The organism is Caldivirga sp. MU80, assembly GCF_001663375.1.
GTDB lineage: Archaea > Thermoproteota > Thermoprotei > Thermoproteales > Thermocladiaceae > Caldivirga.
The window spans coordinates 21,314-43,751 of sequence record NZ_LCTF01000002.1 but is presented as its reverse complement, the minus strand read 5'-3'; the positions used below and the strand labels follow the sequence as shown (position 1 = coordinate 43,751).

The 22,438-nt window shown below is 48.7% G+C and carries 30 protein-coding genes; 8 read left to right on the top strand and 22 right to left on the bottom strand.

What is annotated here, in order from left to right; all coding sequences use genetic code 11:
• Positions 1–15: 15 nt before the first annotated feature.
• Positions 16–474 carry a hypothetical protein gene (locus AAX04_RS00800; RefSeq protein WP_066792804.1) on the bottom strand — a complete coding sequence of 153 codons (459 nt, stop codon included), beginning with the start codon at positions 472–474 and terminating at the stop codon, positions 16–18.
• A gap of 399 nt (positions 475–873) precedes the next feature.
• Here AAX04_RS00800 and AAX04_RS00795 point away from each other — a divergent pair, with 399 nt between their 5' ends.
• The gene (locus AAX04_RS00795; protein WP_255363403.1) at positions 874–1,143 is read left to right on the top strand and encodes a hypothetical protein; all 270 of its coding nucleotides are present in this window, start codon (positions 874–876) and stop codon (positions 1,141–1,143) included.
• A gap of 254 nt (positions 1,144–1,397) precedes the next feature.
• Here the strand turns inward: AAX04_RS00795 and AAX04_RS00790 are convergent, their stop codons facing one another.
• From AAX04_RS00790 to AAX04_RS00775, 5 genes are all read right to left on the bottom strand, one after another.
• Positions 1,398–1,754, bottom strand: a complete 357-nt coding sequence (locus AAX04_RS00790) for an aspartyl protease family protein (RefSeq protein ID WP_066792800.1) — start codon at positions 1,752–1,754, stop codon at positions 1,398–1,400.
• A 31-nt stretch (positions 1,755–1,785) separates the two neighbouring features.
• Positions 1,786–2,202, bottom strand: a complete 417-nt coding sequence (locus tag AAX04_RS12310; RefSeq protein ID WP_238377743.1) for a hypothetical protein — start codon at positions 2,200–2,202, stop codon at positions 1,786–1,788.
• Positions 2,132–2,275, bottom strand: a complete 144-nt coding sequence (locus tag AAX04_RS11750) for a hypothetical protein (protein WP_156519620.1) — start codon at positions 2,273–2,275, stop codon at positions 2,132–2,134. Before AAX04_RS11750 ends, AAX04_RS12310 begins: the two co-directional genes overlap by 71 nt.
• Before the next feature lie 514 nt (positions 2,276–2,789).
• Positions 2,790–3,164, bottom strand: a complete 375-nt coding sequence (locus AAX04_RS00780; RefSeq protein WP_066792798.1) for a nucleotidyltransferase domain-containing protein — start codon at positions 3,162–3,164, stop codon at positions 2,790–2,792.
• The gene (locus AAX04_RS00775; RefSeq protein ID WP_066792796.1) at positions 3,155–3,568 is read right to left on the bottom strand and encodes a HEPN domain-containing protein; all 414 of its coding nucleotides are present in this window, start codon (positions 3,566–3,568) and stop codon (positions 3,155–3,157) included. The genes AAX04_RS00780 and AAX04_RS00775 overlap by 10 nt, the downstream gene beginning before the upstream one ends.
• Positions 3,569–3,799: 231 nt before the next feature.
• Between AAX04_RS00775 and AAX04_RS00770 the strand changes: the two genes are divergently transcribed.
• Complete coding sequence (locus AAX04_RS00770) at positions 3,800–4,927, top strand: hypothetical protein (RefSeq protein WP_066792794.1); 1,128 nt, start codon at positions 3,800–3,802, stop codon at positions 4,925–4,927.
• A gap of 80 nt (positions 4,928–5,007) precedes the next feature.
• Here AAX04_RS00770 and folK read toward each other — a convergent pair whose 3' ends face one another.
• The 5 genes from folK to AAX04_RS00750 all read right to left on the bottom strand — a co-directional run bounded on the left by folK (position 5,008) and on the right by AAX04_RS00750 (position 8,073).
• Positions 5,008–5,919: a 2-amino-4-hydroxy-6-hydroxymethyldihydropteridine diphosphokinase gene (gene folK / locus AAX04_RS00765; RefSeq protein ID WP_066792792.1), complete on the bottom strand. Its 912-nt coding sequence runs from the start codon at positions 5,917–5,919 to the stop codon at positions 5,008–5,010.
• Entirely contained in the window at positions 5,912–6,169 is a 258-nt protein-coding gene (locus AAX04_RS00760; RefSeq protein ID WP_238377742.1) for an SDR family NAD(P)-dependent oxidoreductase, read from the bottom strand. Before AAX04_RS00760 ends, folK begins: the two co-directional genes overlap by 8 nt.
• Positions 6,170–6,184: 15 nt before the next feature.
• On the bottom strand, positions 6,185–7,261 hold the full coding sequence (locus tag AAX04_RS00755) for a hypothetical protein (protein WP_156519619.1): 1,077 nt from the start codon (positions 7,259–7,261) through the stop codon (positions 6,185–6,187).
• Positions 7,239–7,385 (bottom strand): hypothetical protein, encoded by a 147-nt coding sequence (locus tag AAX04_RS11745; protein WP_156519618.1) that lies wholly within the window; start codon positions 7,383–7,385, stop codon positions 7,239–7,241. Before AAX04_RS11745 ends, AAX04_RS00755 begins: the two co-directional genes overlap by 23 nt.
• Positions 7,386–7,593: 208 nt before the next feature.
• The gene (locus AAX04_RS00750; RefSeq protein ID WP_066792788.1) at positions 7,594–8,073 is read right to left on the bottom strand and encodes an SDR family NAD(P)-dependent oxidoreductase; all 480 of its coding nucleotides are present in this window, start codon (positions 8,071–8,073) and stop codon (positions 7,594–7,596) included.
• A 177-nt stretch (positions 8,074–8,250) separates the two neighbouring features.
• Here AAX04_RS00750 and htpX point away from each other — a divergent pair, with 177 nt between their 5' ends.
• Positions 8,251–9,246, top strand: coding sequence for a zinc metalloprotease HtpX (htpX, locus tag AAX04_RS00745; protein WP_066792786.1), 996 nt, complete (start codon positions 8,251–8,253; stop codon positions 9,244–9,246).
• Between the two features lie 26 nt (positions 9,247–9,272).
• Here the strand turns inward: htpX and cyoE are convergent, their stop codons facing one another.
• The 8 genes from cyoE to AAX04_RS00710 all read right to left on the bottom strand — a co-directional run bounded on the left by cyoE (position 9,273) and on the right by AAX04_RS00710 (position 15,388).
• Entirely contained in the window at positions 9,273–10,115 is an 843-nt protein-coding gene (cyoE, locus tag AAX04_RS00740; RefSeq protein ID WP_066792783.1) for a heme o synthase, read from the bottom strand.
• Positions 10,116–10,180: 65 nt separating this feature from the next.
• Positions 10,181–10,747, bottom strand: coding sequence for a GTP cyclohydrolase I (gene folE / locus AAX04_RS00735; RefSeq protein ID WP_066792782.1), 567 nt, complete (start codon positions 10,745–10,747; stop codon positions 10,181–10,183).
• Between the two features lie 57 nt (positions 10,748–10,804).
• Positions 10,805–10,960 carry a hypothetical protein gene (locus AAX04_RS11740; protein ID WP_156519617.1) on the bottom strand — a complete coding sequence of 52 codons (156 nt, stop codon included), beginning with the start codon at positions 10,958–10,960 and terminating at the stop codon, positions 10,805–10,807.
• A gap of 50 nt (positions 10,961–11,010) precedes the next feature.
• The gene (locus tag AAX04_RS00730; protein WP_066792780.1) at positions 11,011–12,045 is read right to left on the bottom strand and encodes an aldo/keto reductase; all 1,035 of its coding nucleotides are present in this window, start codon (positions 12,043–12,045) and stop codon (positions 11,011–11,013) included.
• Positions 12,046–12,109: 64 nt separating this feature from the next.
• Positions 12,110–12,562, bottom strand: coding sequence for a 30S ribosomal protein S15 (locus AAX04_RS00725; RefSeq protein WP_066792777.1), 453 nt, complete (start codon positions 12,560–12,562; stop codon positions 12,110–12,112).
• Between the two features lie 69 nt (positions 12,563–12,631).
• Positions 12,632–13,072: a CBS domain-containing protein gene (locus AAX04_RS00720; protein WP_066792776.1), complete on the bottom strand. Its 441-nt coding sequence runs from the start codon at positions 13,070–13,072 to the stop codon at positions 12,632–12,634.
• Positions 13,073–13,150: 78 nt separating this feature from the next.
• Positions 13,151–14,290: a PhoH family protein gene (locus AAX04_RS00715; RefSeq protein WP_066792775.1), complete on the bottom strand. Its 1,140-nt coding sequence runs from the start codon at positions 14,288–14,290 to the stop codon at positions 13,151–13,153.
• 90 nt (positions 14,291–14,380) lie between these two features.
• On the bottom strand, positions 14,381–15,388 hold the full coding sequence (locus AAX04_RS00710; protein WP_066792773.1) for a phosphate uptake regulator PhoU: 1,008 nt from the start codon (positions 15,386–15,388) through the stop codon (positions 14,381–14,383).
• Between the two features lie 294 nt (positions 15,389–15,682).
• Between AAX04_RS00710 and AAX04_RS00705 the strand changes: the two genes are divergently transcribed.
• The 3 genes from AAX04_RS00705 to AAX04_RS00695 all read left to right on the top strand — a co-directional run bounded on the left by AAX04_RS00705 (position 15,683) and on the right by AAX04_RS00695 (position 17,515).
• Positions 15,683–15,898 carry a 30S ribosomal protein S27ae gene (locus tag AAX04_RS00705; protein WP_066792771.1) on the top strand — a complete coding sequence of 72 codons (216 nt, stop codon included), beginning with the start codon at positions 15,683–15,685 and terminating at the stop codon, positions 15,896–15,898.
• 166 nt (positions 15,899–16,064) lie between these two features.
• Positions 16,065–17,054: a KEOPS complex N(6)-L-threonylcarbamoyladenine synthase Kae1 gene (gene kae1, locus AAX04_RS00700; protein ID WP_066792769.1), complete on the top strand. Its 990-nt coding sequence runs from the start codon at positions 16,065–16,067 to the stop codon at positions 17,052–17,054.
• Positions 17,055–17,104: 50 nt separating this feature from the next.
• A complete protein-coding gene (locus tag AAX04_RS00695; protein ID WP_066792767.1) occupies positions 17,105–17,515 on the top strand; it encodes a translation initiation factor IF-2 subunit beta in 411 nt (136 codons plus the stop codon).
• A 9-nt stretch (positions 17,516–17,524) separates the two neighbouring features.
• Here the strand turns inward: AAX04_RS00695 and AAX04_RS00690 are convergent, their stop codons facing one another.
• The 3 genes from AAX04_RS00690 to AAX04_RS00680 form a co-directional block, all read right to left on the bottom strand.
• Complete coding sequence (locus tag AAX04_RS00690) at positions 17,525–17,947, bottom strand: metal-dependent transcriptional regulator (RefSeq protein WP_084761111.1); 423 nt, start codon at positions 17,945–17,947, stop codon at positions 17,525–17,527.
• Between the two features lie 74 nt (positions 17,948–18,021).
• Positions 18,022–19,395, bottom strand: a complete 1,374-nt coding sequence (pyk, locus tag AAX04_RS00685; RefSeq protein WP_066792764.1) for a pyruvate kinase — start codon at positions 19,393–19,395, stop codon at positions 18,022–18,024.
• Positions 19,396–19,443: 48 nt separating this feature from the next.
• Positions 19,444–20,529, bottom strand: coding sequence for a galactokinase family protein (locus AAX04_RS00680; protein WP_066792762.1), 1,086 nt, complete (start codon positions 20,527–20,529; stop codon positions 19,444–19,446).
• A gap of 40 nt (positions 20,530–20,569) precedes the next feature.
• On the opposite strand from AAX04_RS00680, the gene galT reads away from it, so the two are divergent.
• Together galT and AAX04_RS00670 are read left to right on the top strand one after the other, a co-directional pair.
• The gene (gene galT / locus AAX04_RS00675) at positions 20,570–21,553 is read left to right on the top strand and encodes a galactose-1-phosphate uridylyltransferase (RefSeq protein ID WP_202904398.1); all 984 of its coding nucleotides are present in this window, start codon (positions 20,570–20,572) and stop codon (positions 21,551–21,553) included.
• A gap of 40 nt (positions 21,554–21,593) precedes the next feature.
• The gene (locus AAX04_RS00670) at positions 21,594–22,247 is read left to right on the top strand and encodes an METTL5 family protein (protein ID WP_066792760.1); all 654 of its coding nucleotides are present in this window, start codon (positions 21,594–21,596) and stop codon (positions 22,245–22,247) included.
• Positions 22,248–22,438 lie beyond the last annotated feature (191 nt).

The window sequence follows — 22,438 nt, the reverse complement described above, 5'->3', positions numbered from 1 at the left end:
TCCCATACGATTAGGTTATATATGGCAATAGCTAAGTTCCAATGAAGTTCGTCCATAACTTTGATGAATTCGGTGTACTACCATGGTAATTGCAATACTGCGAAGTAATAAATGATAGCCCAGGCAAGGCCCGCAATAATTGCCGTCACTATAGCCCCTCTGCTGGAGCTTGAAGTTTCCAAACTCGATGCTCCTATCGGGACATACCGTAAGTCTATCCGTATAACTCACTAGGAGTTCCGTAACTTGGGGCTCAGGCACCTTAGACTCATTCAACGCCCTGTAAAGCTCGGCAAGACCCACTGTTAAGGAATCCTTACTACCACCCATGACACCAATAGCCCTCCTACCACCGTCATACAGGACCCTAATAGTATCATTCTCAAACCTCCTCTTCGCAACAACATTATTCATAGCCTCATCAACGAGGTACTCAACAACCACGTCACCACCAACAAACTGAGCCCTACCCACCGAGTAACCCAGACCAACAAGTCTACTTAGTACTCTGAGGGTAAATCAAAAACCGTTGAATAAATAGACCAGTGAACCAGGGACAGACCAAGAACGCCACTACTCATATGACTAACCAAACTTAAAGGCATTATTAAGGATTACTCTCAGTAAATGACCCCTCCCCGCCTAAAGGGGTGGGTTTTCACCTTGGGGGTCTTAATTGTTACTCCCTCTTTGAGGGTTATTGAATAATTCAACGGAGCTGGGGTTTATGAGCCCATCCCACGTATTGGTGCAACCCCGCCCTTAAGGGCGAGGCTTAACCATTATTGTCGGATAGACATACCGTGACCATACTCTGCCTTATTTCTTTTATTAAAGATGTAAGGAATAGGGTTGACCGTTAATGTAGTTAGGGTGGGGAGGATTAAACAATTGAGTGATGTAAGGGCAATGGTAATACCTAGTGAATTAACGACAATAGGTTCATTGGTTAATAGGGCTAAGCTACTCAATGCCTTGAGGGGACGTATCATTGATGGATTACTAACGTTTGGCACCTACGCCGGCGTCATATTCATAGCTAAGGATAGGGACTCCGTGGTTGGTGAGGCAACCAATACTTGGTGTTATGGATATAACCGTGTGGGAATGCCTTCGGTAAGCAAGGGGACTCCTTCAAGGTGAATGTCAACGTTGATGCAGTTGGCACTTTGAGGACCATGTTCATAAGGGCGCCCGCGATGGTTAGAGCTTAGGGATGTAAATCCCCTCATGAAGCTTAGGCACCCGAGGGTTAAGGAGATCATAGTTGCAGCTTAGGAGAATGCCATGTTGGCTACGGTATTTCACCCGGAATTAACAATGACCACCATGCGTAAACACCTATGAATTAACAAAGGTAGGGCATTGTACGAAACAACTCGGCACATACCCTTAGCTTAAACTGTTAAATGTCCTACATACTTCAGCGTACCCGTTAATGGATCCACCTCCAGTCCCAGGGTCTCGAGAGCCGTCACCCCGAGTACTTGGGCATCGCCATCCTCGGCAAATACAACCTCGACATCGCCCTCGTACTCCCCATACCTAATGACGGCCACGCCAACCCTCCTACTCACAACCTTACCATCGATCGTCCTAAACGACCTAACCCTCCTAGGCCTTATGCCAATACCATCAAGCACCCTCCCATCAATCCAGGTGAAGATCGACCCAGTATCGACTATTAACTCAACCTCGGCATTAGCACCCGACTCCGGGTTTATAACCAACACCTTAACCCTGGTTAAACCCACGCAACTGTTTACGCTTAAGCACAATATAGCTTTAGCGCCTCTCCGAGGGTCTCAACTTACCTGGCGCCTCGCTCCTGAATCTCCATAGCCCCCTACCAAAGGATTCAACTACGATTTCCAACTCCTCAGCCAACATATCGCTTATCAGCGGTTCATCGGCTAGTGGCGATACCAACAGGTCCGTGAGGACCTCCCTAGACTCTGCATCACTGGTAATGACCTTGACGAGGGCTATTCGTGGGTAAAACCAAACCCTCAACGGACCGCCTGCCGTATCCACGATTAATTCCTTAGACTCACCAGTTGGGGGCCACAGCTCGAGAGCCTTAGCTGTACTTATTGGTATTAGCAACTGTGGGGTTGGGGCTTCAAAGCCGCTATTGAGTAGTGCTACCTCCTCCGTAACCCTCTCCCTCACCTTTATCCTTAGTCTTAGTCTCACCGCCACCAGTAACCACCCTTATCCTGCCCACGTAGGCGAAGTACCTATGCCTAATCCTACCAACCTTAACCCTACTCATACAATTAAAGCATTACGTGTTAATTTTAATAAGTTACTGCGGTAAGCAAGGGTCACGTTTCCCACTAGGTGGTAATCATTAAGTCTCAATAAAGTACCAATAAACACCGCTGGGTGGGAAACTCCTAGGTCTACGGCTCCTACTTCATCCTTCCTCTAGACTTTCATTTCTACCCTTCCCCACTTTCCTCTCAGCCTTTTCCGTAAATCCCCTAATAATAACTGCATTATCCTCCGGCACCTTGGTGAGTACTGCTAAGAACCTAACGTTGGCGGTGTCTTAGTGATCGGCTTTAGCCGCGGGTAAAGTCAGGTTGATTACTTAGTTAGGGAAATTGAGTAAAAGTTAGAAAGCCCATGAAGATGATTACCCAGGAGGATAATTGTAGAATGCCGGTAGTGATAGCTGAGGGGGTATTATTTGACCCCTTCCCCACCCTGAAGGGGCTAGGTTTACTGCTCCTTATCATTATCAATTCAACGGCATTACGAAGACTACGGGTAGTCGCTATAACCTAGTGTGCTTTTAACAACCTAGTTACCCCATAATCATCCACGATGACTACGTGGTGCTTAAGGGCTTCACACCACCAGGGCTTGGTCAATGCCTTGACGGCTTCCTCAGGTGTCCAACATATTGGTTCAAGTCTCGGTGGTGCATCATCAAGGATTATACACCTGGTTACGAAATTCCTCCCCCTAAAGTATTCAGATATTATGAGCACGTCTACATCGCTCCATAGATTAAAGTCCCCTCTGGCGTATGAACCATAGAGTATCATTGTTAACCCACCAAGCCTAATCCTCAATCTATCTGCGTAAATACGCAGCCCCCTGATGACGCGCTCCCGTTCAACGGCCCTCTCCCTAATTACCTCATCTAACGACATGGTGAACACCCCCTTACCCAATTCACGATTAGCCCAGCGCAATTTGAGGCTTCCACGGCCTCCTCCCTCGTGTACCTTTCAAAGGGCACACCCTCAACGAAGGCATCTGGGTAGCGTGGTGTTACGTACATCTTATCGAGATAACCAACGCAAAACCTTAACCTATCGCTCACATTACTGCAGTAATTAACTAGGTCGTTGAATAAAGCCACCAGGTTATGGCCATAGGCTGGCTTACCCATGGCCCTTAATAATGCCTTAAGCGCTAACTCAGCTGTCTGCTGAGCCTTAAAGCATACCCATGAGTAATTACTTGAATTCATGTCCGCATCTATGGACCTTAAAGTGTATTCCGCCTGCCTAATCCACCTACTGTACTCATCGCAATCAAGCGGCTGCGTCATTAACAATACGGGTAATGCAACCCCTATAAAGGTTCTTGTTGACGGCTCCCCGCCCTGAGGAGGCGGGTTTCTGCACCCTCTGAGACTACCGCTCATTCCTTCAAAGCCCTCACAGATGCGGCATCACTGCTCAGTCCCCGCCGTCATGCTAAAATTTAATAAGTCGCCATGATGAATCTAGTACGCTAGGACAATGGTTTATTAAGGCCTTAGTTAGTACTTTTAATTTAGATGCCGGGGCGTGATGCCGGGGATTTGAGGAGGATTAAGTGGTACGTGGATTATGTTCTCGACTTAATTGGTATAGAGTTAGATGAGAATGGGGACTTGGTGGCGCAGGTGAGGGATAGGCTTGAGGAGACTGTTGAGGAGGCTAGGAGGGGGGAGGTTGTTATTCCGGAGGAGTCGATCTACATTGGGAGAGGTAGGGAGGTTAGTTTTGATGCTGAGGACGTCCTGAGATTCCTCAAGGAGGCGCAGCCGGGGCAACTGGAGGTCTTTAGGAGGGAGTTACTGAGGGAATTAAGGAGGAGAAGGAAGTTAAGTGAAGAGATAGGTAGGATAGAGAGGGCGGTTAGGGAGTATGCGAAGTCCCTTGGGGTTTACGTCCCATTCTCAATACTGGAGTATGACAGATTCCGCCTATGGGGAGATAGGTACCACTTCATCTTCAAGGCGGAGATCGGCGCTCACAAGTACCTAGACGAGTTCGAGGGTACATTTGACGAATTAATAGAGTTCTTTAAGAGGACTGTGAGGAAGGAGTCCAGGGAGATTTACAACCTCGTTAATAAGGCGAGGAGTGAAAGAAGTAGCTGGACTGGCAAGGTTGATGGCTTGTCGAAGCTTCTTTCCGAGCTGGAGTCCCACGTCATTGAGACGGCAATACTGACAGTAACGGGCCCTAAATTAGCTAGGCCAAGCACCTGGAGGGACCTCGATGATGGAGTCGTAATGGCTATGGACATGGGGCTGGAGAAGGCTGGTGATTGGGAGGCGATTAAGTGGGATATGACGAGAATAGGGCCGAGTGAGATTGTGTATGGCGCAAACCCGTACCTATGGCCCGAGTTTTACAGGTGGTTCGTGGAGTCGGCTAGGTTAAGTAATGTGTTGAGCATTATCCTAAGGTCCTTCAGGAGGGAGATTGATGACCTCACCGGGCTTCCAGTTAAGGAGTTGAGGGGCTACGTGGTTAACATGAGTGAGGGTAAGATTGTGTATAGGCAATTAACGGCTAGGGAATTATTTGAAGCGCACACAACAGACCCAGCCACTGGTGAACGCATTGAGCCTGAACCAGCCGTCATCTACTGTGGCCCAGGTAACGACAGGATATACTCGGTACGTGGGGCATGACATAATGGTTAAGCCTCGCCCTTCAAGGCGGAGAGAGGTCAGGCTAGTTAACTCTGTTATTATAGCTTTAACCCTGTACCTTAAGCTGTGGTGCATTTATCCTGCTGTGGATTAGCATGCATGGCTATTTTCCTCAACTCCCTAGTGTATTCGGGTAGCGGCTTCATGCCCACATTACTAATTCCCTTAACCAACTCCCTAATGGACTTGTTTAAACCGGGTATAACCAGGTCTGGTTCTAATTCGAATAGTGGTATTGCTAGAAAGGGCCTGTTAGCTATCTCCGGGTCTGGTATTGTTAATTCACTGTTTTTAATCACGAGGTTTCCGTAGACTATTAAATCCAGGTCTATTGTCCTTGGGGCATACTTGTCGCTGGACCTGACCCTCCCAAGCTCATCCTCAATGCCCCTCAGGATCTTCTTGACGCTGAGGGGGCTTAGGGCCGTTTTGACCCTAACGACGCAGTTGTAGTAGGGTGGCTGGCCCTCGGGTATTGGCTCCGTTAGGTAGACCGTAGAAACCTCCAGGGGGCCGAATTCATTAACAAGCCTGACTATGGCCCTCTTAACGTTTTGGCCTGGGTCTATATTTGAGCCAACCGCTATGAAGGCATCCGCAAGCCTACTAGCTCTGCTTCTAACAACCTCAACACTGGCCGCCTCAGCCCCGGTTAAGGCGCCTGGCTTCTCAACCCTAACCCTAACCATCCTCACCCTGTGGTCCTGTAGGCAAACCTTAGCCACCCTGTCGGCTAGGGTCTCAATTAGCTTGAAGTCAACGTTACCCACGTATGATATTAACTCATCCTTAATAACCTTGTAATCCACTGTGCACTCAATGGAGTCACCCGCAACCCCCCTGCTTAAGTCAGCCCAGAGGTCAACGTCTATGACTACCTCCTGCTGTTTAACCCTTTCACTAGGCTTAACACCTATAATGGTCTTAACCTTAAGCCCCCTAATGCTTATTTTAAATAAGCTGCTACTCATCGTAAACCACCCTTGGCTTAAGGTGTTCGCCACCACCCACGTAAATCACCTGGCCAGTTATGTAGCTACTCTTAAGGAGAAACACTACGGCCTCAGCCACATCCTCAGGCGTACCGCGCCTCCTTAGGGGTACTTGGTTAACCATTAAGTTAACCTTACCCTCATCCTCATCGGCTGCGGGTAGTATTATGCCAGGGGCAACGGCGTTAACCGTTATACCTGGGGGTTGTGGAGTTGTTTTGGTTTTCATAATCATTTGTGGTGTTTATTTCTGTTGGTGGGTGAGTCCTCTTAGGGCTGTTAGGTATGCTGATGCTGTGTGTCTATCCAATCCGTATTTTTTCATTACTTCGCTGTGTTCCTTGGAGTTTGTTGTTCCCCTTGGGTTGGTGAGGATGACTTTGAACCCGTACTTCAGCGCCATTACTACGCCGTACTGTATTAGTTGCCTCTTGGCGAAGAGTGTTATCTTCCTATTACCCGTCTTACTCCTCGTATACCTCCTCCTCTTAATCAGTGAGAGGTTTTCAAACACTACTACGCCAACGCTATGCGTGTAGCAGTACTTCAACAGTTTCGCCAATGCACCGAGCCTCAAAGCCCTAGCCCTATTCCTCGAAAAACCGTGTGAGACCGCCTCGGTGAACCACGCAGTCCTAGTGTCCACTATCCTCCCATACCTATCAATGATTACCAGGTTCACCCTATCGCTGTTAATGTCGAAGCCAGCCACCAGCCCTCCCTTGGCTTCACCCCTCTTGAAGTACTTGAGGTAGAGCTTTATCGGGATTGATAAGTGCAGGTATATGCTGCCTTCCCTAAAGACTATCCTAGCCCCATAACTCACCTTCTTCCGCCTAGCAAGCTCCGCTAACTCCCTGAGTAGTGGTAGGTACCTCTCCCCGAATTCAGCCCGTAGCGTTATCCATGAGCCATCGTATGGGTACTTGACCTTGACTATGTTCGTGTCCTCCAGCCTCACGTTTCTGTTCCCAAGCCTTGAAGACTCACCCTCACTAACAATGAAGGGCCTCCTCACCTCTATATGCAGTGGATTGCAACCGTTGAATAAGCACCCCTCAACCATCGCCTTGGCTAGCTTATACGCTGAGTCGGCGTATGCCTTGTTCAGCACTCCCCTAAGCTCCTTAAGAATATTGCTTCTTCCCACCCCCTTAGCAATCATCCTAGTGGTTATTCGGACAGCATTTTTGAAGTCCCATGCCAGTCTCACTAGGCGCATGTAGTCCTCGCCTGAGGCCGGGTGGAGCTTGCCAGTAATGGTAACGTAATTCACCATTGCGAATGCATCCACAACGTTACCTGTCTGGGACTGTAACACGGATAACCACCTGCCTCCCATGAAGATGCCTCATCCTCACGCTCAACTCCTTGGGTATGTAAATGCAGAGGAGGCCGTGGCTAGTCTTCGACACCCTAGCATGAAACACATACTCCTCAGGCATATGTACACCAAGACCAAAAAATACAGAAAAACTTATAAAGTTTTCTGCAGTAACTAATTGCATAAGTGAACCCGATGAGCTTGGCGAGGGGGATCTCGATGCCGCCTTCGGCGAGGGGAGTGGTGTGAACCACTAGGCAACTAGCGGCAACCACTCCCGCAGCTGGAGGCGGCATCCACGAAAAAGCCGCCGAGAAGGAGACGGTGGGTTAACCACCGCCTCCGGAGAGACGGCATCTCTCAAAGTTGTACCCATCAACTATTGAGTCAATGACGTTAACTATCTTACCCTCCTTAACCATCTGCGAGAACCTGAGACTAAGTATTAGTGGTGCCCAGGCGTTAACCTGTGTGACCAGGTTTAAGTCATCGAAGTTAACGTTCCTGATGCTAACTCTGGGGAACACTGAGGCGTTATTCACCAGGTAATTTACCTCACCAGCCTGTCTAAAGGCCTCATCAACCAGGCCCATTACCTCACTGGGCCTAGCCAAGTCAGCCCTAATGGCCCATGCCTTAACACCCAGCCTAATCAACTCATCCCTAAGTTTCAACGCCTCATCCATTGATGAATTATAGTGAACCACCACGTTAACCCCCTCCTTGGCTAGGCGCCTACATATGACCCTACCTATCCTACTTGAACCACCTGTAACTAGGGCTATTTTACCCCCTATTGAGTCAACCATGGCTGACTGATTTAAGACGCCCTAAATACTTTATTTTAATGTTAATTAAATGGTTAAGTTAAATTAGCATGAGCGAATTTAAGGCAGATACACGCATGATGAATCAACCATCCCCTACACTAAGATAATTACCTGATGTGAGAAAGGTTTATAAGAGTTAAAGCTTAAGTTGCCGTCATGGATTGGGAGTTGGTTAAGCTTAGGTTAACAATGGCTGGCGTAGCCATGGTGATAGTTGGACTTGGCTTAGCGTTGGCCTTGGGCGTGTTGGCGCTTCTGTATGGTCCAACAATGCTTACGGTGTACGCTATAACGGGCATTTTAATATTCATACTCTTCATAAACATACTCCAATGGCTCTTCGGACCATACATAATAAACGCCATGTACCACGCCAGGGAGGTTAGCCCAGATGACCCTAGGTACGGTTGGCTAGTGGACATTGTTAACGAAGTTGCCGAGGCTAATGGGATTAAGACGCCTAAGGTTTACATAGCGGATGCGCCATTTCCAAACGCCTTCGCCTACGGTAGCCCAATAGCCGGTAAGAGGGTTGCCATAACCACGCCGCTCCTTAAGATACTGAACAAGGATGAGATAAAGGCAGTGCTTGGCCATGAGCTAGGCCACTTGAGGCATAGGGATGTCGAGTTTCTGATGTTCATAGGCCTAATACCAGCCTTAATATACTGGCTGGGTTATAGCCTATGGTTCAGTGGGCTATGGGGCTCGTGGTGGGGTGAGGGGCGTGGATCCGATTCACCGGTAGTGTTGATGCTAATAGGCTTAGGATTACTGGCCGTAAGCTTCCTGTTCAACCTATTCCTACTAGCCCTAAACAGGATGAGGGAGGCCTATGCGGACATTAACTCTGCGATAACAATACCGGGGGCTGCCAGGAACCTGCAGAGGGCCTTGGCTAAAATATACCTCAGCGTGGATCCCAGGATCGGTAAGGTGATAAGGAGGAATGCCGGTTCAAACCTAAGCCACATGCTATTCTTCTCACCACTACCTAAGGATTGGAAGGAGATACCGGAGTCTGATGTTGATGAGCTGATTGAGTATTGGAGGAATTATAAGCCGTCAATACTCGAGGAGGCCTTCTCAGATCACCCACACCCAGCTAAGAGGATTAGGCTGCTGGACAAGTACATTGAGGCCGGTTATTAAAATTAAATCATTCACGTTCATTTTACTTAAATTCTTGATATTATGACTGCCACTAGGAATAGTAGTAGGATTGGACTCGAGGTCTTAAACATGGTCCTGAAGTTACTGTTAGTTGGCTTAACAAGGGCCCTAATTGTTATTACCACACCGGCTAGGGCTGCTGGTGCGATTAACGCATAGCCCATTACGCTATTTATGTATACGTAATAAAGAATAAGCATGTATACTATTGAAGCTAGGTTAAGTATTGATATAACCCTGACGCTCACCTCCTCACTAACTACGGCAGGTAGCATTGGTACATTAGCCCTCCTGTAGTCATCCCTTGCGTAGTAGGCTAATGACCATATGTGGGCTGGGATCCAGAGGTATATCACCATTGACAGTAGGATAGCCTCAGTATCAATTGGCTTAGCCATCACCCAACCTGAAAGTAAGGCTGCATTCCCAGCGAAGCCCCCTATAACTATGTTTAGCCAGGTCCTCCTCTTAAGCATGATTGTGTAGAGCACCACGTAGAAGAACCAACCTAAAGCCACCATTAACGTTACCCATACACCAAGCCACACGTAGGATAGTGTAAAGCCAACTAGGCTAATGGCCATGGAGAATGACAATGCGCCCTGCGGGTTCACCCTACCACTGGGTATTGGGCGTCTCATGGTCCTTGTCATCAAGCTGTCAATATCCCTCTCATAGTACATGTTGAACGCCGCTGAACCCCCCGTGGATAGGAAGCCAACCACGGTTAACTCTACTAATTTAACTAGGTTTATTGAGGGGGCTGCGGCTATGTAACCCACTATCGCTGAGAGGACTAGCAGCCATATCACATGCGGCTTCATCAACCTCAAGTAGTCGTTAATCATTGTGTCGATAAGGGTGCTGCTGGATATTAAATATTTTACTCGGTTTCAACCAAACATATGCCGCTTTATATCGTCAGTTTATTAAGCCTAAAGGGCCTTATGTACTCCAGGAACTCCATCCTTAGGGATTGGTCATTAAACTTACCTTTATACGCTATTGAGACCAAGGGTGAGGGAACCTTAACACCCCTAACCATCATGCAGGTGTGGTAAGCCTCAGTGAGGACCATGACATCCATTGATCCAGTGGCCCTTGATATCTCATCCATTACCTGCCTAGTGAACCTCTCCTGGAGTTGAAGCATCTTGGAGTACTTAATGATTAATCTAGGTATCTTACTCGCCCCAATCACATGATCCTTAGGCACGTAGGCCACGTGGGCTAGGCCAAACATTGGTAGTAGGTGGTGTTCACACAGTGTTGAGAACCTTACCCCAGCTACAATAACCATGTTGCTTGACCCCTCGAACAGCGTGTACTGTACATTATCCTCCCGTCCACTTGTCAACTCCTCAAGCATATTGGCAACCCTGTCGGGAGTCCTCCTCAACCCCTCCCTATCAGGATCCTCACCAATGGCCAGCAGTATCTGCCTGACAGCCTGCTTAATCAACTGCTTATCAACCACCATAGCAACAAGCCGCAGCCTGCACCCCTTTAAAAACCAATCAACGTTGGGAGAGCGTGCCTAACTACCCTCAGCCAACTTCAGAAGCTCCCTCCTCTTGGACTCTATGTACTCAGTGATCCTACCCTTAGCATCCTGAACCTTAGCTAAAACCTGCTTCTTAGACTCCTCAAGCATACTGTTGGCAAGCTCCCTAACCTTACTTGAAATGCTCATAACTGGGTTAATTAGGGTGGTCTTTAAACGGTTTCACCCATGGCTGAACGTCATTGGGTGTAATTCTTATATATATCCTCAAGTCTCTTCATAACGTCACCGCTGATGTTAACGTTCAAGCTCTCTAAGTCATCCTCAAGCTGCTTGACGCTGGTGGCGCCTATTATCGGTATTATCGTCACCCCAAGATCCTCACCCCTCTTAAGCATCCAGGCTAGTGCCAACTGTGCGTCACTTACCCCCAACTCCCTAGCCACCTCGTGGAACTCTATGAGCATCTTAAGGTTCCTATCGTTAAAGTACCTACGCCTCATACCCTCTATGTAGTCGGCCCTAGACATTTCAGGGATCCTCCAGGTCTTATTCTCAAAGTCCACGTACTTCCCAGTTAACACACCCTGTGCCAGGGGTATGTAGGCTAGTATTGCCATTCCGTATCTTTTTGCTACGGGTATCTTATCCCTCTCAATCTGTCTCTCAATGTAATTGTAAGGTTCCTGCATTGTTGTGAAGGGTTCTAGGTTGTGCCTCTCGGCTAACTCCATGAACTCAACAATGTCATGAGCTGGGTGATTACTCTCACCAATATAATTAACAAGGCCCTGCTCCACCAGTTGATTAAGTGTCCTAAGGGTCTCAATCTTAGGCGTATCTGGATCTGGTGCATGTATCTGGTATAAATCAACGTAATCCAAGCCAAGCCTCTTCAGTGACTCCTTGATCTGCCACCTAATGTGCTTCCTCGACAACCCCTCACCATTAGGCCAAGGAGCCATCCTCCACCTAACCTTGGTGGCTATTACAAGGGATTCCCTATCATAACCCTTGAGAATGTCACTAAGGATCCTTTCAGCATTGCCAGCATGGATGTAGTCTGGTCCAGACATTGTACCGTGGTAGACGTTAGCCGTATCTATGAAGTTTATCCCGAGGTCAATGGCCCTCTTAACAATCCTCCTCGTTTCCTCAACATCAACCTTATACACTCCGTACTCATCCTTCTCCCTTAATGGGGGGAGGTGCCATGTACCAAGGCATATTTGAGAAACCTTAACCCCAGACCAACCAAGCTTAACGTAACGCATACCCTAACTTTCAAGGGTCACCCTTTTAAATGTTAGCACCGTAAGGGATTAAGTTAAAAACCGCCTATGTCGCCATGGCAAACCTCTCTGGGCTATAGGTGAAGTCCTGGGGGAGTACACCAGTCCTCTTGTAGTACTTTATTAACCTATGTATCTTAGACTCAGTTAATATCAGGCCCTTCTTGGCTGAAGCATCCTTGGGGTGCTCCTCAAGGTGCCTCCTAATGTTTACAGCCCTCCTAATAAGCGCCATTAGGTCCTCCGGTATCTGAGGCTTAAGTCCATTCTCACTCAGTATCTCAGTAATCCTCTTGTTGGTGACAACCTTAACGAGGGGGATACCGTACTGGTCCCTAAGAATGACACCTATCATTGACGGTGTAAAGCCCCTCCTAGCAAGTTCAACAACAAGCCTCTCCACGTCCTCCGGGAAGTAGCTTAGCCATGGCGGTATGGTCTTAGTGGCTGGCCTAGTTGATCCACTACTGCCACGCTTATGCCTAGACCTATGCGGCACAGGGCGTCGGATGCCTTGGTTTTATAAACTTTAAGTCGTGCATTGGTTTTAAGGGCTTAATGAAGAGTGCTAATCAGTGTGGGGTATGGGCTGTTCCTCAATGGTGCCTGATGCACCCTGCTCGGCTAAGGTTCTTAACCTGGCAACCTCACCGACAATATCCCTAACTGACAATACGCCCACTGGATTTCTTGACTCATCAACAACGACTAAGTGCCTTATGTTTGACTTATGCATTAGGTCAGCTGCCTCGTAAAGCGAGGCGCTGACGCCAACAGTTATCACCTCCCTGGTTGATATATTTATCACTGGTTCGCTTAAATCAATACCCCTAGCCACAGCCCTAACCACATCCCTTTCACTCACCACGCCAACCATCCTTCCACGATCCATAACCACCAAGAGGCCGATGTTGTTATTGGCCATTACCCTGGCGGCGTCCCTTATCGTGGCTGATGCGTCAACCGTTATCACACCTCCTCTTATGAGTTGGGATACCTTAATCGACATGAGGGGGACTTGGCGCTTGGGTAGATAAACTTTTTCAACTGCAGAATATTTATACGGCAATAGACGAATTTGCGGTAATTACTTGGATTCGGAGGGCTGCCCCTCTTCAATGGCCCTAACCCCTATGTTGAGTAGCCTCTTAAATGCCCTATCAAGTAGCCTAATGTAAACCCCCCTAGGGCCTACGAAGGCCCCCATCTCCTTCCTCAGCATCACCTGTAGTTCAGGCCCCGCAAAGTCCACGTCAACTATGTGCTTGGTTATCCAACCCACAGGGTGCATTGTGCGTATCCACTGCCTGAAGTCTAGGCTCATTTCAACTGTTCTTATTAACCTGAAGCCTGAGTCATTCTCAATGGCCTTAATCCTCTCACCACCCTTACCCACAACCCTACCTAGGTAACCCTCCTTAGCCACTATCAGGGCGTCTGGGGCGTTTTCAGACTTAATTTCAAGGCTCTCCTTAATATCCCTAAAGCTGGCCACGGTGACCACGTCGGCGTCCGGCGCATGCACCCTTATTGTGTCCACCAGTTTCCTCTCCTCATCACTTAGGCTCCTCTTCCTCAACCTAAGCTCAAACATCAGCTTAAGCCCCCTCTTAGCCCCCGGCCTAACTATGTCCTTCAAACCCAGGTCAACCACCATAGCCCTCTCCTCGTTAAGCAAAACCTCCCTCATCAATGTTGCCCCATCCTTCTCAATACCCAATGGTCTTTGTAGTATTGGGTCACCCGCAATTATCAACCTGGCGTTCCTACCCATCCTCATGAGTACCTCAGCGGCGTTTTCAGGTGGTGCGTGTTGGGCATCATCTAGGAGTATTAGGGATTCATCGAATGTCCTACCCCTCAGGTAGTTCACATCAGTAACAATCACCTTACCATCCCTAAGCATCTTCTCCATATCATCCCTAGGCACCATGTCGCCCATTATGTCGTAGAGGTACTGGCCAGCAACCCTGTAGTATAAGTCACCCAACTCCTCAGGTGACTCCAACCTACCGCTGGTTATATCTATGAGCGGCCTGGCTATTATCAACCTCTTAAACTTGCCGCCAAGCACAGCCGATATGCCGTAGATAACGGTTATGAAGCTCTTACCTGTCCCAGTGGGGCCAAAGACACCGACCACCTCGTTGCTGTCATCCTTAAGCACGTTGATGAGCCTCTCCTGCCCAATGGTAAGGGGCTTAATATTGTCGAATAGGCTCGACATCATGAACCTTAATAGGCCTAACTTTTAAACTTTAGGCAAATATAACCCAACACCAGTGGCTTATCAATTAATCCCATGCTTCAGGCCGGGTTAGAGGTAGGTGTCTAGGGTTATTTCAGCTATGTCGTAGGCGTAGGCGGCTAACCTACCTATGGACTCTATGACCAAGTTTAATGGCCCACTTATGCCGTGTAGCTTAAGCAGGTTATTAACCTTAACCCTCGCATTAGTGACCTCATTTCTCATGTCCAAGACCTCCTGCGCCTTATCAACATCCTTGCTTAGGAAGGCTAACACTGCGGATTTATGGAGATTACTTACCTCATCCCCCAGCTTAAGTATTGTGTCAGCTACGTCAACATTAACGGCACCTACCTCAAGCATCCACTGGGCGACCCTCCAAGAGTGGTCACCTGACCTCTCCAGCGACTTCGAGACGAGTAGGCAGGATAGGAGCTCCGACCTATCGTCAATTTCAATGCTCCTGATGTTTATCACCCCGTTCACGGCCATGTTTATCAACCTGTGTATAAGCATGTAGTTCCTGTCAACGTCGTAATCCCTGTCCATTATATCTCTAGCTATGCTTAACCTCTCCTCAGGGTTCATTTTAATCAAGCTCAAAGCGTCCTTAAACATACCTGAGACCACGTTACTCATCCTACTTATGAAGCTTTTAATGGGCATACTACTGGTGGGTGACAGTACAGTAACCTTAATCTCCCCATTACCGTGGCTTATGGTTTCAACTATAGGCACACGTACACTTATCTCCCTGGTAACCTCATCAATGAGCTCCTTATTGGTGCCATTAAGGAACTTAACCCTAATTATCTGCGCACCTTTGATAAATGCGCTGATTACCCTCCTAATCACCGAGTCCGAGGTTTCATTAGGCTTAACCTCAATTATCCTCTGGACCTCAATCTCATGAACCATTAAGGCGGGTAAAATAGCTACCTCATAACCCCTGAACTCCAGGTAAACAGGATTACCGGCACTGATGCCAAGTACCTCAGCCCACCTCTTGGGTATGGTCACGGCTAGGGATGACTTCCCAGCCATCTGAATCTTCCTAACCTCAATGGGGTTCTTCACGTGGTGGGCACTGGGTTACACCTATAAATATTGCTTAACTTGGGGTGTTTCGGTTTTCATGATTGTTTGTGGTGTTTATTTTTCGTTGACTGCTAAATCCCTGGTTAGATTTATAAAATTTATAAAACTAGCCTTAATACCTTTGATTGGTTGCCCTGGGTTTCCGAGATCCGTAGTGGCTGGGAAGTCCCTGGCGACCGTTGAGAGGTAGATGGCGGTGAACGTAAACCACCACCTACTGAGAAACGGTGTTGATCCAGCTATCTTTAAAAAGGGAACTGAACCAAGTTAACCATGGGTAAGGCATCGGTTAAGGCTAGGGCGCACACATGGTACATAATCGACATGGAGAAGGGTGTGTTTAGGTTCAATAGGAGGCTATGCCCCAGGTGCGGCTCCGTTATGGCTTACCACAGGGAACCCGTGCCCAGGTGGCACTGCGGTAAATGCGGCTACACGATATTCGAGGGCCAGGCCCCCAGGCAGAGGGCAACTGGTAGGGGTAGGTAACGTCAACGCCATCCTTAGATTAGCTAAACACCCTTGGCTCCATGGTCAATAGCACGTCACCCATTGAACCTTAATAAACGTTTACGAACCTTTACCTGCCTTGAAGCAGTGGTGGTTAAATTTAGTTGGGTAAGCGTTAAATAGCGCGCAGAGATGGTTAATCCTGGTGATAATCCTAGGTATTGAGTCCACAGCCCACACGATAGGGATAGGCATAGTTGATGAACACGGCGTATTGGCTAACGAGAACGACACGTACACACCCCCTCAGGGCTCTGGGATTCACCCCAGGGAGGCCGCTGACCACCATATACTAGTCGTGTCTAGTTTACTCAATAGGGCGCTAGATAAGGCTGGGGTTAGGTTAAGCGACATTGACGCAGTCGCCTTTTCACAGGGCCCTGGCCTTGGTCCAGCCCTCAGGGTTGGGGCCACTGTGGCTAGGTTCATATCGGCTAGGTTTAACAAGCCCCTGGTACCGGTCCACCATGGGGTTGCCCACATTGAGGTGGCTAAAATGGCCACGGGGGCTAGGGATCCCCTAGTCCTCCTGGTTTCGGGTGGGCACACCATGGTGACCGCCTACTCGGGGGGTAGGTATAGGGTGTTTGGTGAAACCATGGACATATCCGTGGGTAACTGCCTAGACATGTTCGCCAGGTTCCTAGGCTTACCAAACCCAGGTGTTCCTCACCTTGAGGAGTGTGCCAGGAGGGGTAAGGTCATGCTTGAGCTACCCTACACCGTCAAGGGGCAGGACATGTCCTTTGCCGGCTTATACACGGCCGCTGTGAGGCTTGTTAAGGAGGGGAGGAGAGTTGAGGATGTTTGCCTATCTATAGTTAACACGGCCTACTACATGCTTGCCGAGGTGACCGAGAGGGCTTTAGCACTGCTGGGTAAGAGGGAATTGGTGTTGGCGGGTGGCGTGGCTAGGAGCCCAATCCTAAGGGGTATAATGGAGACGGTGGCCTCTGAGTACTCAGTCATCCTGCATGTTGTTCCTCCAGAGTATGCAGGTGACAATGGGGCGATGATTGCGTGGACTGGTTTACTAGCCTACAGGAGTGGGGTGAGGGTTAGCATCGAGGATAGTGTAATTAGGCAGAGGTGGAGGCTTGACGAGGTTCCAATACCTTGGCTAAGCGGTGGTTAAGGAGCCGTGTTGACGAGTATTTTATAAGCAGACCCAGTGGAACCGGGGTTATGTCCGTTGATCCACTTTACCTCAAGCTGCTTGAGAGGGCGTATAAGATAGTGGCACCCAGGGTTGAGAGGAGGGGGGAGATACCTAAGCTTAATGTTGAGGTTGAGCCCAGGAGAACCATAATAAGGAATTTTAAGGAGATAGCCGATAGGTTGAACAGGGACGTCACCCACATGGCCAGGTTCTTCATTAAGGAGTTGGCGGTGCCGGGCAATGTTGATCCAAATGGGTCACTGGTCATATACGCTGAACGTACCCCAAGAACCCTAGAGGCCGTTTACGAGAGGTACATTAGGCTTTACGTAACTTGCCCAGTCTGCGGCTCCATCGACACGTACCTAGTTAAGGAGGATAGGATTTACGTGCTCGTCTGCACTGCCTGTGGGGCCAGGACCCCCAGGAGGGCTTAGGTCTCTGCATTAAGCCTTGTTAATGACTGTACTGCTGAACGTTATTGGTTTACCGTGGGGGCATGACCTCGGCTTACCTATTTTCTCGTAAAGCTTCCTGAGGACCTCAATGGGCATGGTGGTCTCCATCTTTGACGCCAGTCTACACGCCTCATCAACGCTAAACCCAAGGCCAACTAGCCAGGTCTCAATTATCCTGTGGCTATTGTCAACGAGCTCAAGGAGCATCTTACCATCACTACTTAAGTAGACACCCTCAGGGCCCTTGCAGACTAAGCCCTTGGAAATTAGGTGGTTAACCTCCTCGTACACACTTGAGGCCGACCTACCCAACTTCCTGGATAGGGATGTTATTGATATTGGTGAATCCTCCTCATTAATGACCCTTAGGTACTCCAACTCCCTAACTGTTATATCCTCTAAATCCACCACGCACCTACTAAGGCTGAGGGTGTTTAAATTAGTTATTTTTCATAAAATTACTGAGAGTGGCACTGTGGTGTTGTTCACCGTGCCCTAATCAACTTAATGACATGCTCATACTCCTTTAAATCCGGCCTAAGGCCATAGGTCAATATGACCAAGTCCCCTTGGTTCACCAGGCCATCCTTAATGTAGGCGTTAAGCGTGTCGACCATACCTTTATCGTAATCATCATCCTTAACAACCCTAGACTCCACACCCCACAGTAACCTAAGCCTACGGGCAATGGTCTCACTGGGTGTGCCAGCCAGTATCTGGACCCTTGGCCTATACCTCGATAGCCTTATCGCCGTTAAACCGCTCTTAGTGAAGACAACTATCTTAGCGTTGATGCTGTCGGCTAGCCCGGCAATCCCCAGGGCGAACCTCATCCTATCATCAAAGGCGTTTAAGTCAACCCTAGGCCCTGGGGCGACTTGACCCTCGTAATTGCTGACTATCCTCCTAAGCCACTCAACAGCCTCAACTGGGTAATTACCCATGGTTGTTTCATCGGTGAGCAGCAGTGAGTCAACGCCCTGAAGTACACTGGTCATTACGTCAACCACCTCAGCCCTGGTTGGCACAGGGTTGTTGACCATGGATTCAAGTAGCTGCGTGGCTACCATAACCGGTTTACCACATGAATGAGCGGTTATGATTATTTTTTCCTGTATCTTAGGGACCTCCTCTAGGTTAAACACCATGCCCAAGTCACCCCTAGCCACCATTACATAGTCGGCGCTGCAGGCGATATCCCTAATCCTGTTAACTGCACTAGCCGTCTCAACCTTAACCACTATGGCTGGCGAGTACCCTATCCTCCTCAGGTAGTCTCTAACGTTCTCAATATCCTCAACACTCCTCACATGGCTTAAACCAAGGTACTCCAGGTTGTACTTAGCGGCTACGTTAATGGCCTCCTTATCCCTATCGCCAAGTATCGGCAGGGGGTAGTCCTTATTCATCACCGTTATTGACTTATGGGACTTAATGATACCGTTGGTTAGGGCCTTTAAGGAGACTTCATCGTCACGCTTGTTAACCACCTCAAGCTTAACCCTACCATCATCCATCACTATCACGTCGCCCTCATCCACAATGTTGAAGAACTCCCTAACTGGTACTGGCACGTAGCCCTTGCCCTCATTGGCTAACCTGAAGGTTAGCATGTCACCCTTGTTAAAGGCTAGGTCACTCATCTCACCAGTTCTAACCCCCGGGCCAGGTAGGTCACCTAGTATCGGTATATCTGGGTTAACCCTCCTGATTAACTCAATCCTACTCACCCAAGTACTCACGTCCCCATGTGAGAAGTTAACCCTAGCCCCATCGATAAGTTTAATTAACCTACCGGCCACCTCGGGCCTTTCCGATGAAGGGCCAATTGTGGCGACAATCTTAACCTTATTGGCCATTGCTAACCCAGCCTAAATCCCCTTTTAAAGTAAACCTAATGGTAGGCGTTAGGATACGCCTTGATCAATGGATACTACCCAAGCCCTCCACCTACCCTTAATGGATTCAACAATCCTCTTAGCGTCCTCCCTACTCTCAGCCAACGCAACCATTGAACCACCCATCCCAGCGCCACTTATCTTAGACCCAAGGGCGCCGTTTGAGTCCAGGTGCCTCTTAATTTCCTCAAGCTCAGGTATACTGACCTCGTACAGGTCCCTTAGTAGCCTATGCTGCTCATTCATTACCTCACCCAGGACCCTCCTATCCGGCTCACCCTTCCTTAACTCAGCTATTGCCCTCTTCGTGGATTCATTCATAAGTATCGTGAATTCAAGTCTCTTCCTGTGCGTATCGTCAAGGGTGCTTAAGTAGTCCTTAGTCGCATTAGCTATTAAGTCCCAGTTAACCTCTTCAAGGGGCTTACTAAGCTCACCCCAGTACTCCCTAGGCATGGACTCCCTGAGCATGCTTAAGGCCTCCCTAAGCTCCCTCTGCCTAACGGTGTGGACGCTCATGGTGCTGTGCCTAACGCCTGAATCAACAACTATGAAGTCAAGCCCCTTAACCCCCAATTCCTCAACCCTGTAGGGTGGCCTAGTTTCAAGTATTATCAAACCCCCGTATGATGAGGAGTATTGGTCAAGCCTACCACATGGTATACCCATTACGTTGTGCTCCGCCTCATATGCGAACTCCGCAATATCCCTCCTACTCAGCCCTAATCCATAGGCCTTGTTAAACCAGTTTACCACAGCCACCAGTAATGCCGCACTGCTGGCTAACCCTGAACCAATGGGTACGTCACTCCTGATGGTTAACTCGGCGCCGCCTATGTAGTAGCCGTGCATTGAAAGTACCTTTAATGCAGCCAGCACGTAGCTGCTCCATGATCCAACGCTCAACTTATCATCAACCCTCAACTCAACCTCCTCACCCATGTTGACTGAACGCACCTTAACAACGTTACCCATCCTTAACTCACCCTCAACGTAAGTCCTAAGGTCCACGGCGGCTGGGATCACAGGCAATCCCTTGTAGTCCTGGTGCGTGTTAAATAAGTCAACCCTACCTGGGGCTGATGAGACTATCATTAACAATGCATATAACTGGGCGCTTAATAAGCACTAGCACATGGTGATGGAGCTTAGGTATAACCCGTTAATAGGGGAGTGGGTAATGGTGTCCAGCGTTAGGGAGACTAGGCCATGGCAACCCAGTAACCAGTGCCCCTTTGACGAGGGTAATGAGGAGACTGGCACGGGTTGGCGCTTCCTAATACTGCCCAATAGGTTCCCAATGCTGACCCCCAACGCCCCTGAGGCACATAAGGTTGATGGTTTTAGGGCCAGGCGCTCCCTGGGCTACTGCTTCGTCATAGTGGAGACCCCTAAGCACGACCTATCCGACCTCCACGAAATACCCCTTGAGGACCTTACCCTGGTGCTGAGGGGTGTTAGGGATAAGATGAGGGAGCTTGAGGAGGTTAGCTTCATTAGGTACATCTATTTCTTCAGGAATAAGGGTAAGGAGATTGGGGTATCCTTAACGCACCCACATAGCCAAATGTATGCATTACCCTACGTACCGCTTAGGGTTAGGCTCGAGTTAAGGAACATGAGGAGATACATGAAGAGGACTGGTAAGTGCCTACTGTGCAGTGTACTTGAGGAGGAGGTTAAGCTTAGTGAAAGAGTCCTCTACGCCAATAGCGACTACTACGTCATCAAACCCTACTACTCGATGTGGCCCTACGAGGTTCACGTAATACCGAGGAGGCATGTGCAGAAGATGACCCAGTTAAGCGACGGCGAATTAACAACACTTGCCGATGCACTTAGGGTAACAACGGCAATCCTCGATAACGTACTTGTGAGGGACATGCCCTACATAATGGCACTGCACCAGGGGCCCGTTAAGAACGATGAATCATACCACATGCACGTTGAATTCTACCCAATGCTTAGGGACGCCAACAAGCTTAAGTATGCTGCTGGGGTTGAGTGGGGGCTATGGACGTTCACCTACGACTCATCACCTGAGGATAAAGCCAGGGAGCTTAAGGAGACTTGCCGCAAGGTTTCACAGTCACTTAAGCCGATGGGTAGCTGCGCTTAAAATTCGTATTAATCCCCCTCCGCACTTCCCATGGGTAATAATGGGTATGGTGTGGCATGGTGTCAGTAGTAAGAGGGAGCTTGAGATCATAATCCAGGGTATAGGTGGCTATAGTAAGCCTAAGCTTAACCTTGAGCAGTACGTAACAGACGCCGGCATGGTGGCTGATATCGTCTGGCTAGCCTACCTCAGGGGTGACGTTAATGGGAAGAGGATTATTGACCCAGTATGCGGTACAGGCAGGTTCTCAGCCGCAGCCGCACTACTTGGCTCAACCCAGGTGCTGTGCATTGATATTGATGAGGATGCGGCAAGGGATGCGTATAGGTATCTTGGTGAACTGAACCTATTGGGTTTAGTTGACATAGTGGTCATGGACTTCACAATGCCGGCCCTAGCCAGGGCAATGGACACGGTGTTTCAAAACCCACCCTTTGGAATATGGGGCCCCAGGGGTATTGACACTAAGATACTGCTTAATTCACTAAGCCTATCTAAAGTTACGTACAGCGTGCATAAGGCCGGCACCGAGAACCACATCATCAACGTGGCCAAGGTGTGTGGTTGTAATGTTGAGGTTATGCTTGGATTTAAATTAACAATACCATTCACCTATAGGCACCACAGGAAACCCAGGAGGACGGTGGAGGTCTACGTGGTAAGGATACAAACCCCCCAACCACGCTTGCCATGATGAAAAAGCCTAGTATCATATGAAAAGGTGGAGATTAGGCTCCTCATCCTGTAGACTCCTTAAGAGACTCTATGTAGGAGTCACATGCCTTCCTATATTGGCAGAATGAACAGGCTGGGGGATTCTCACCGACAAGTCTTCTCCTCAAGAAGGTGCAGTTTTTGACGTAGTACGTTGGGAAGCACTTCTTG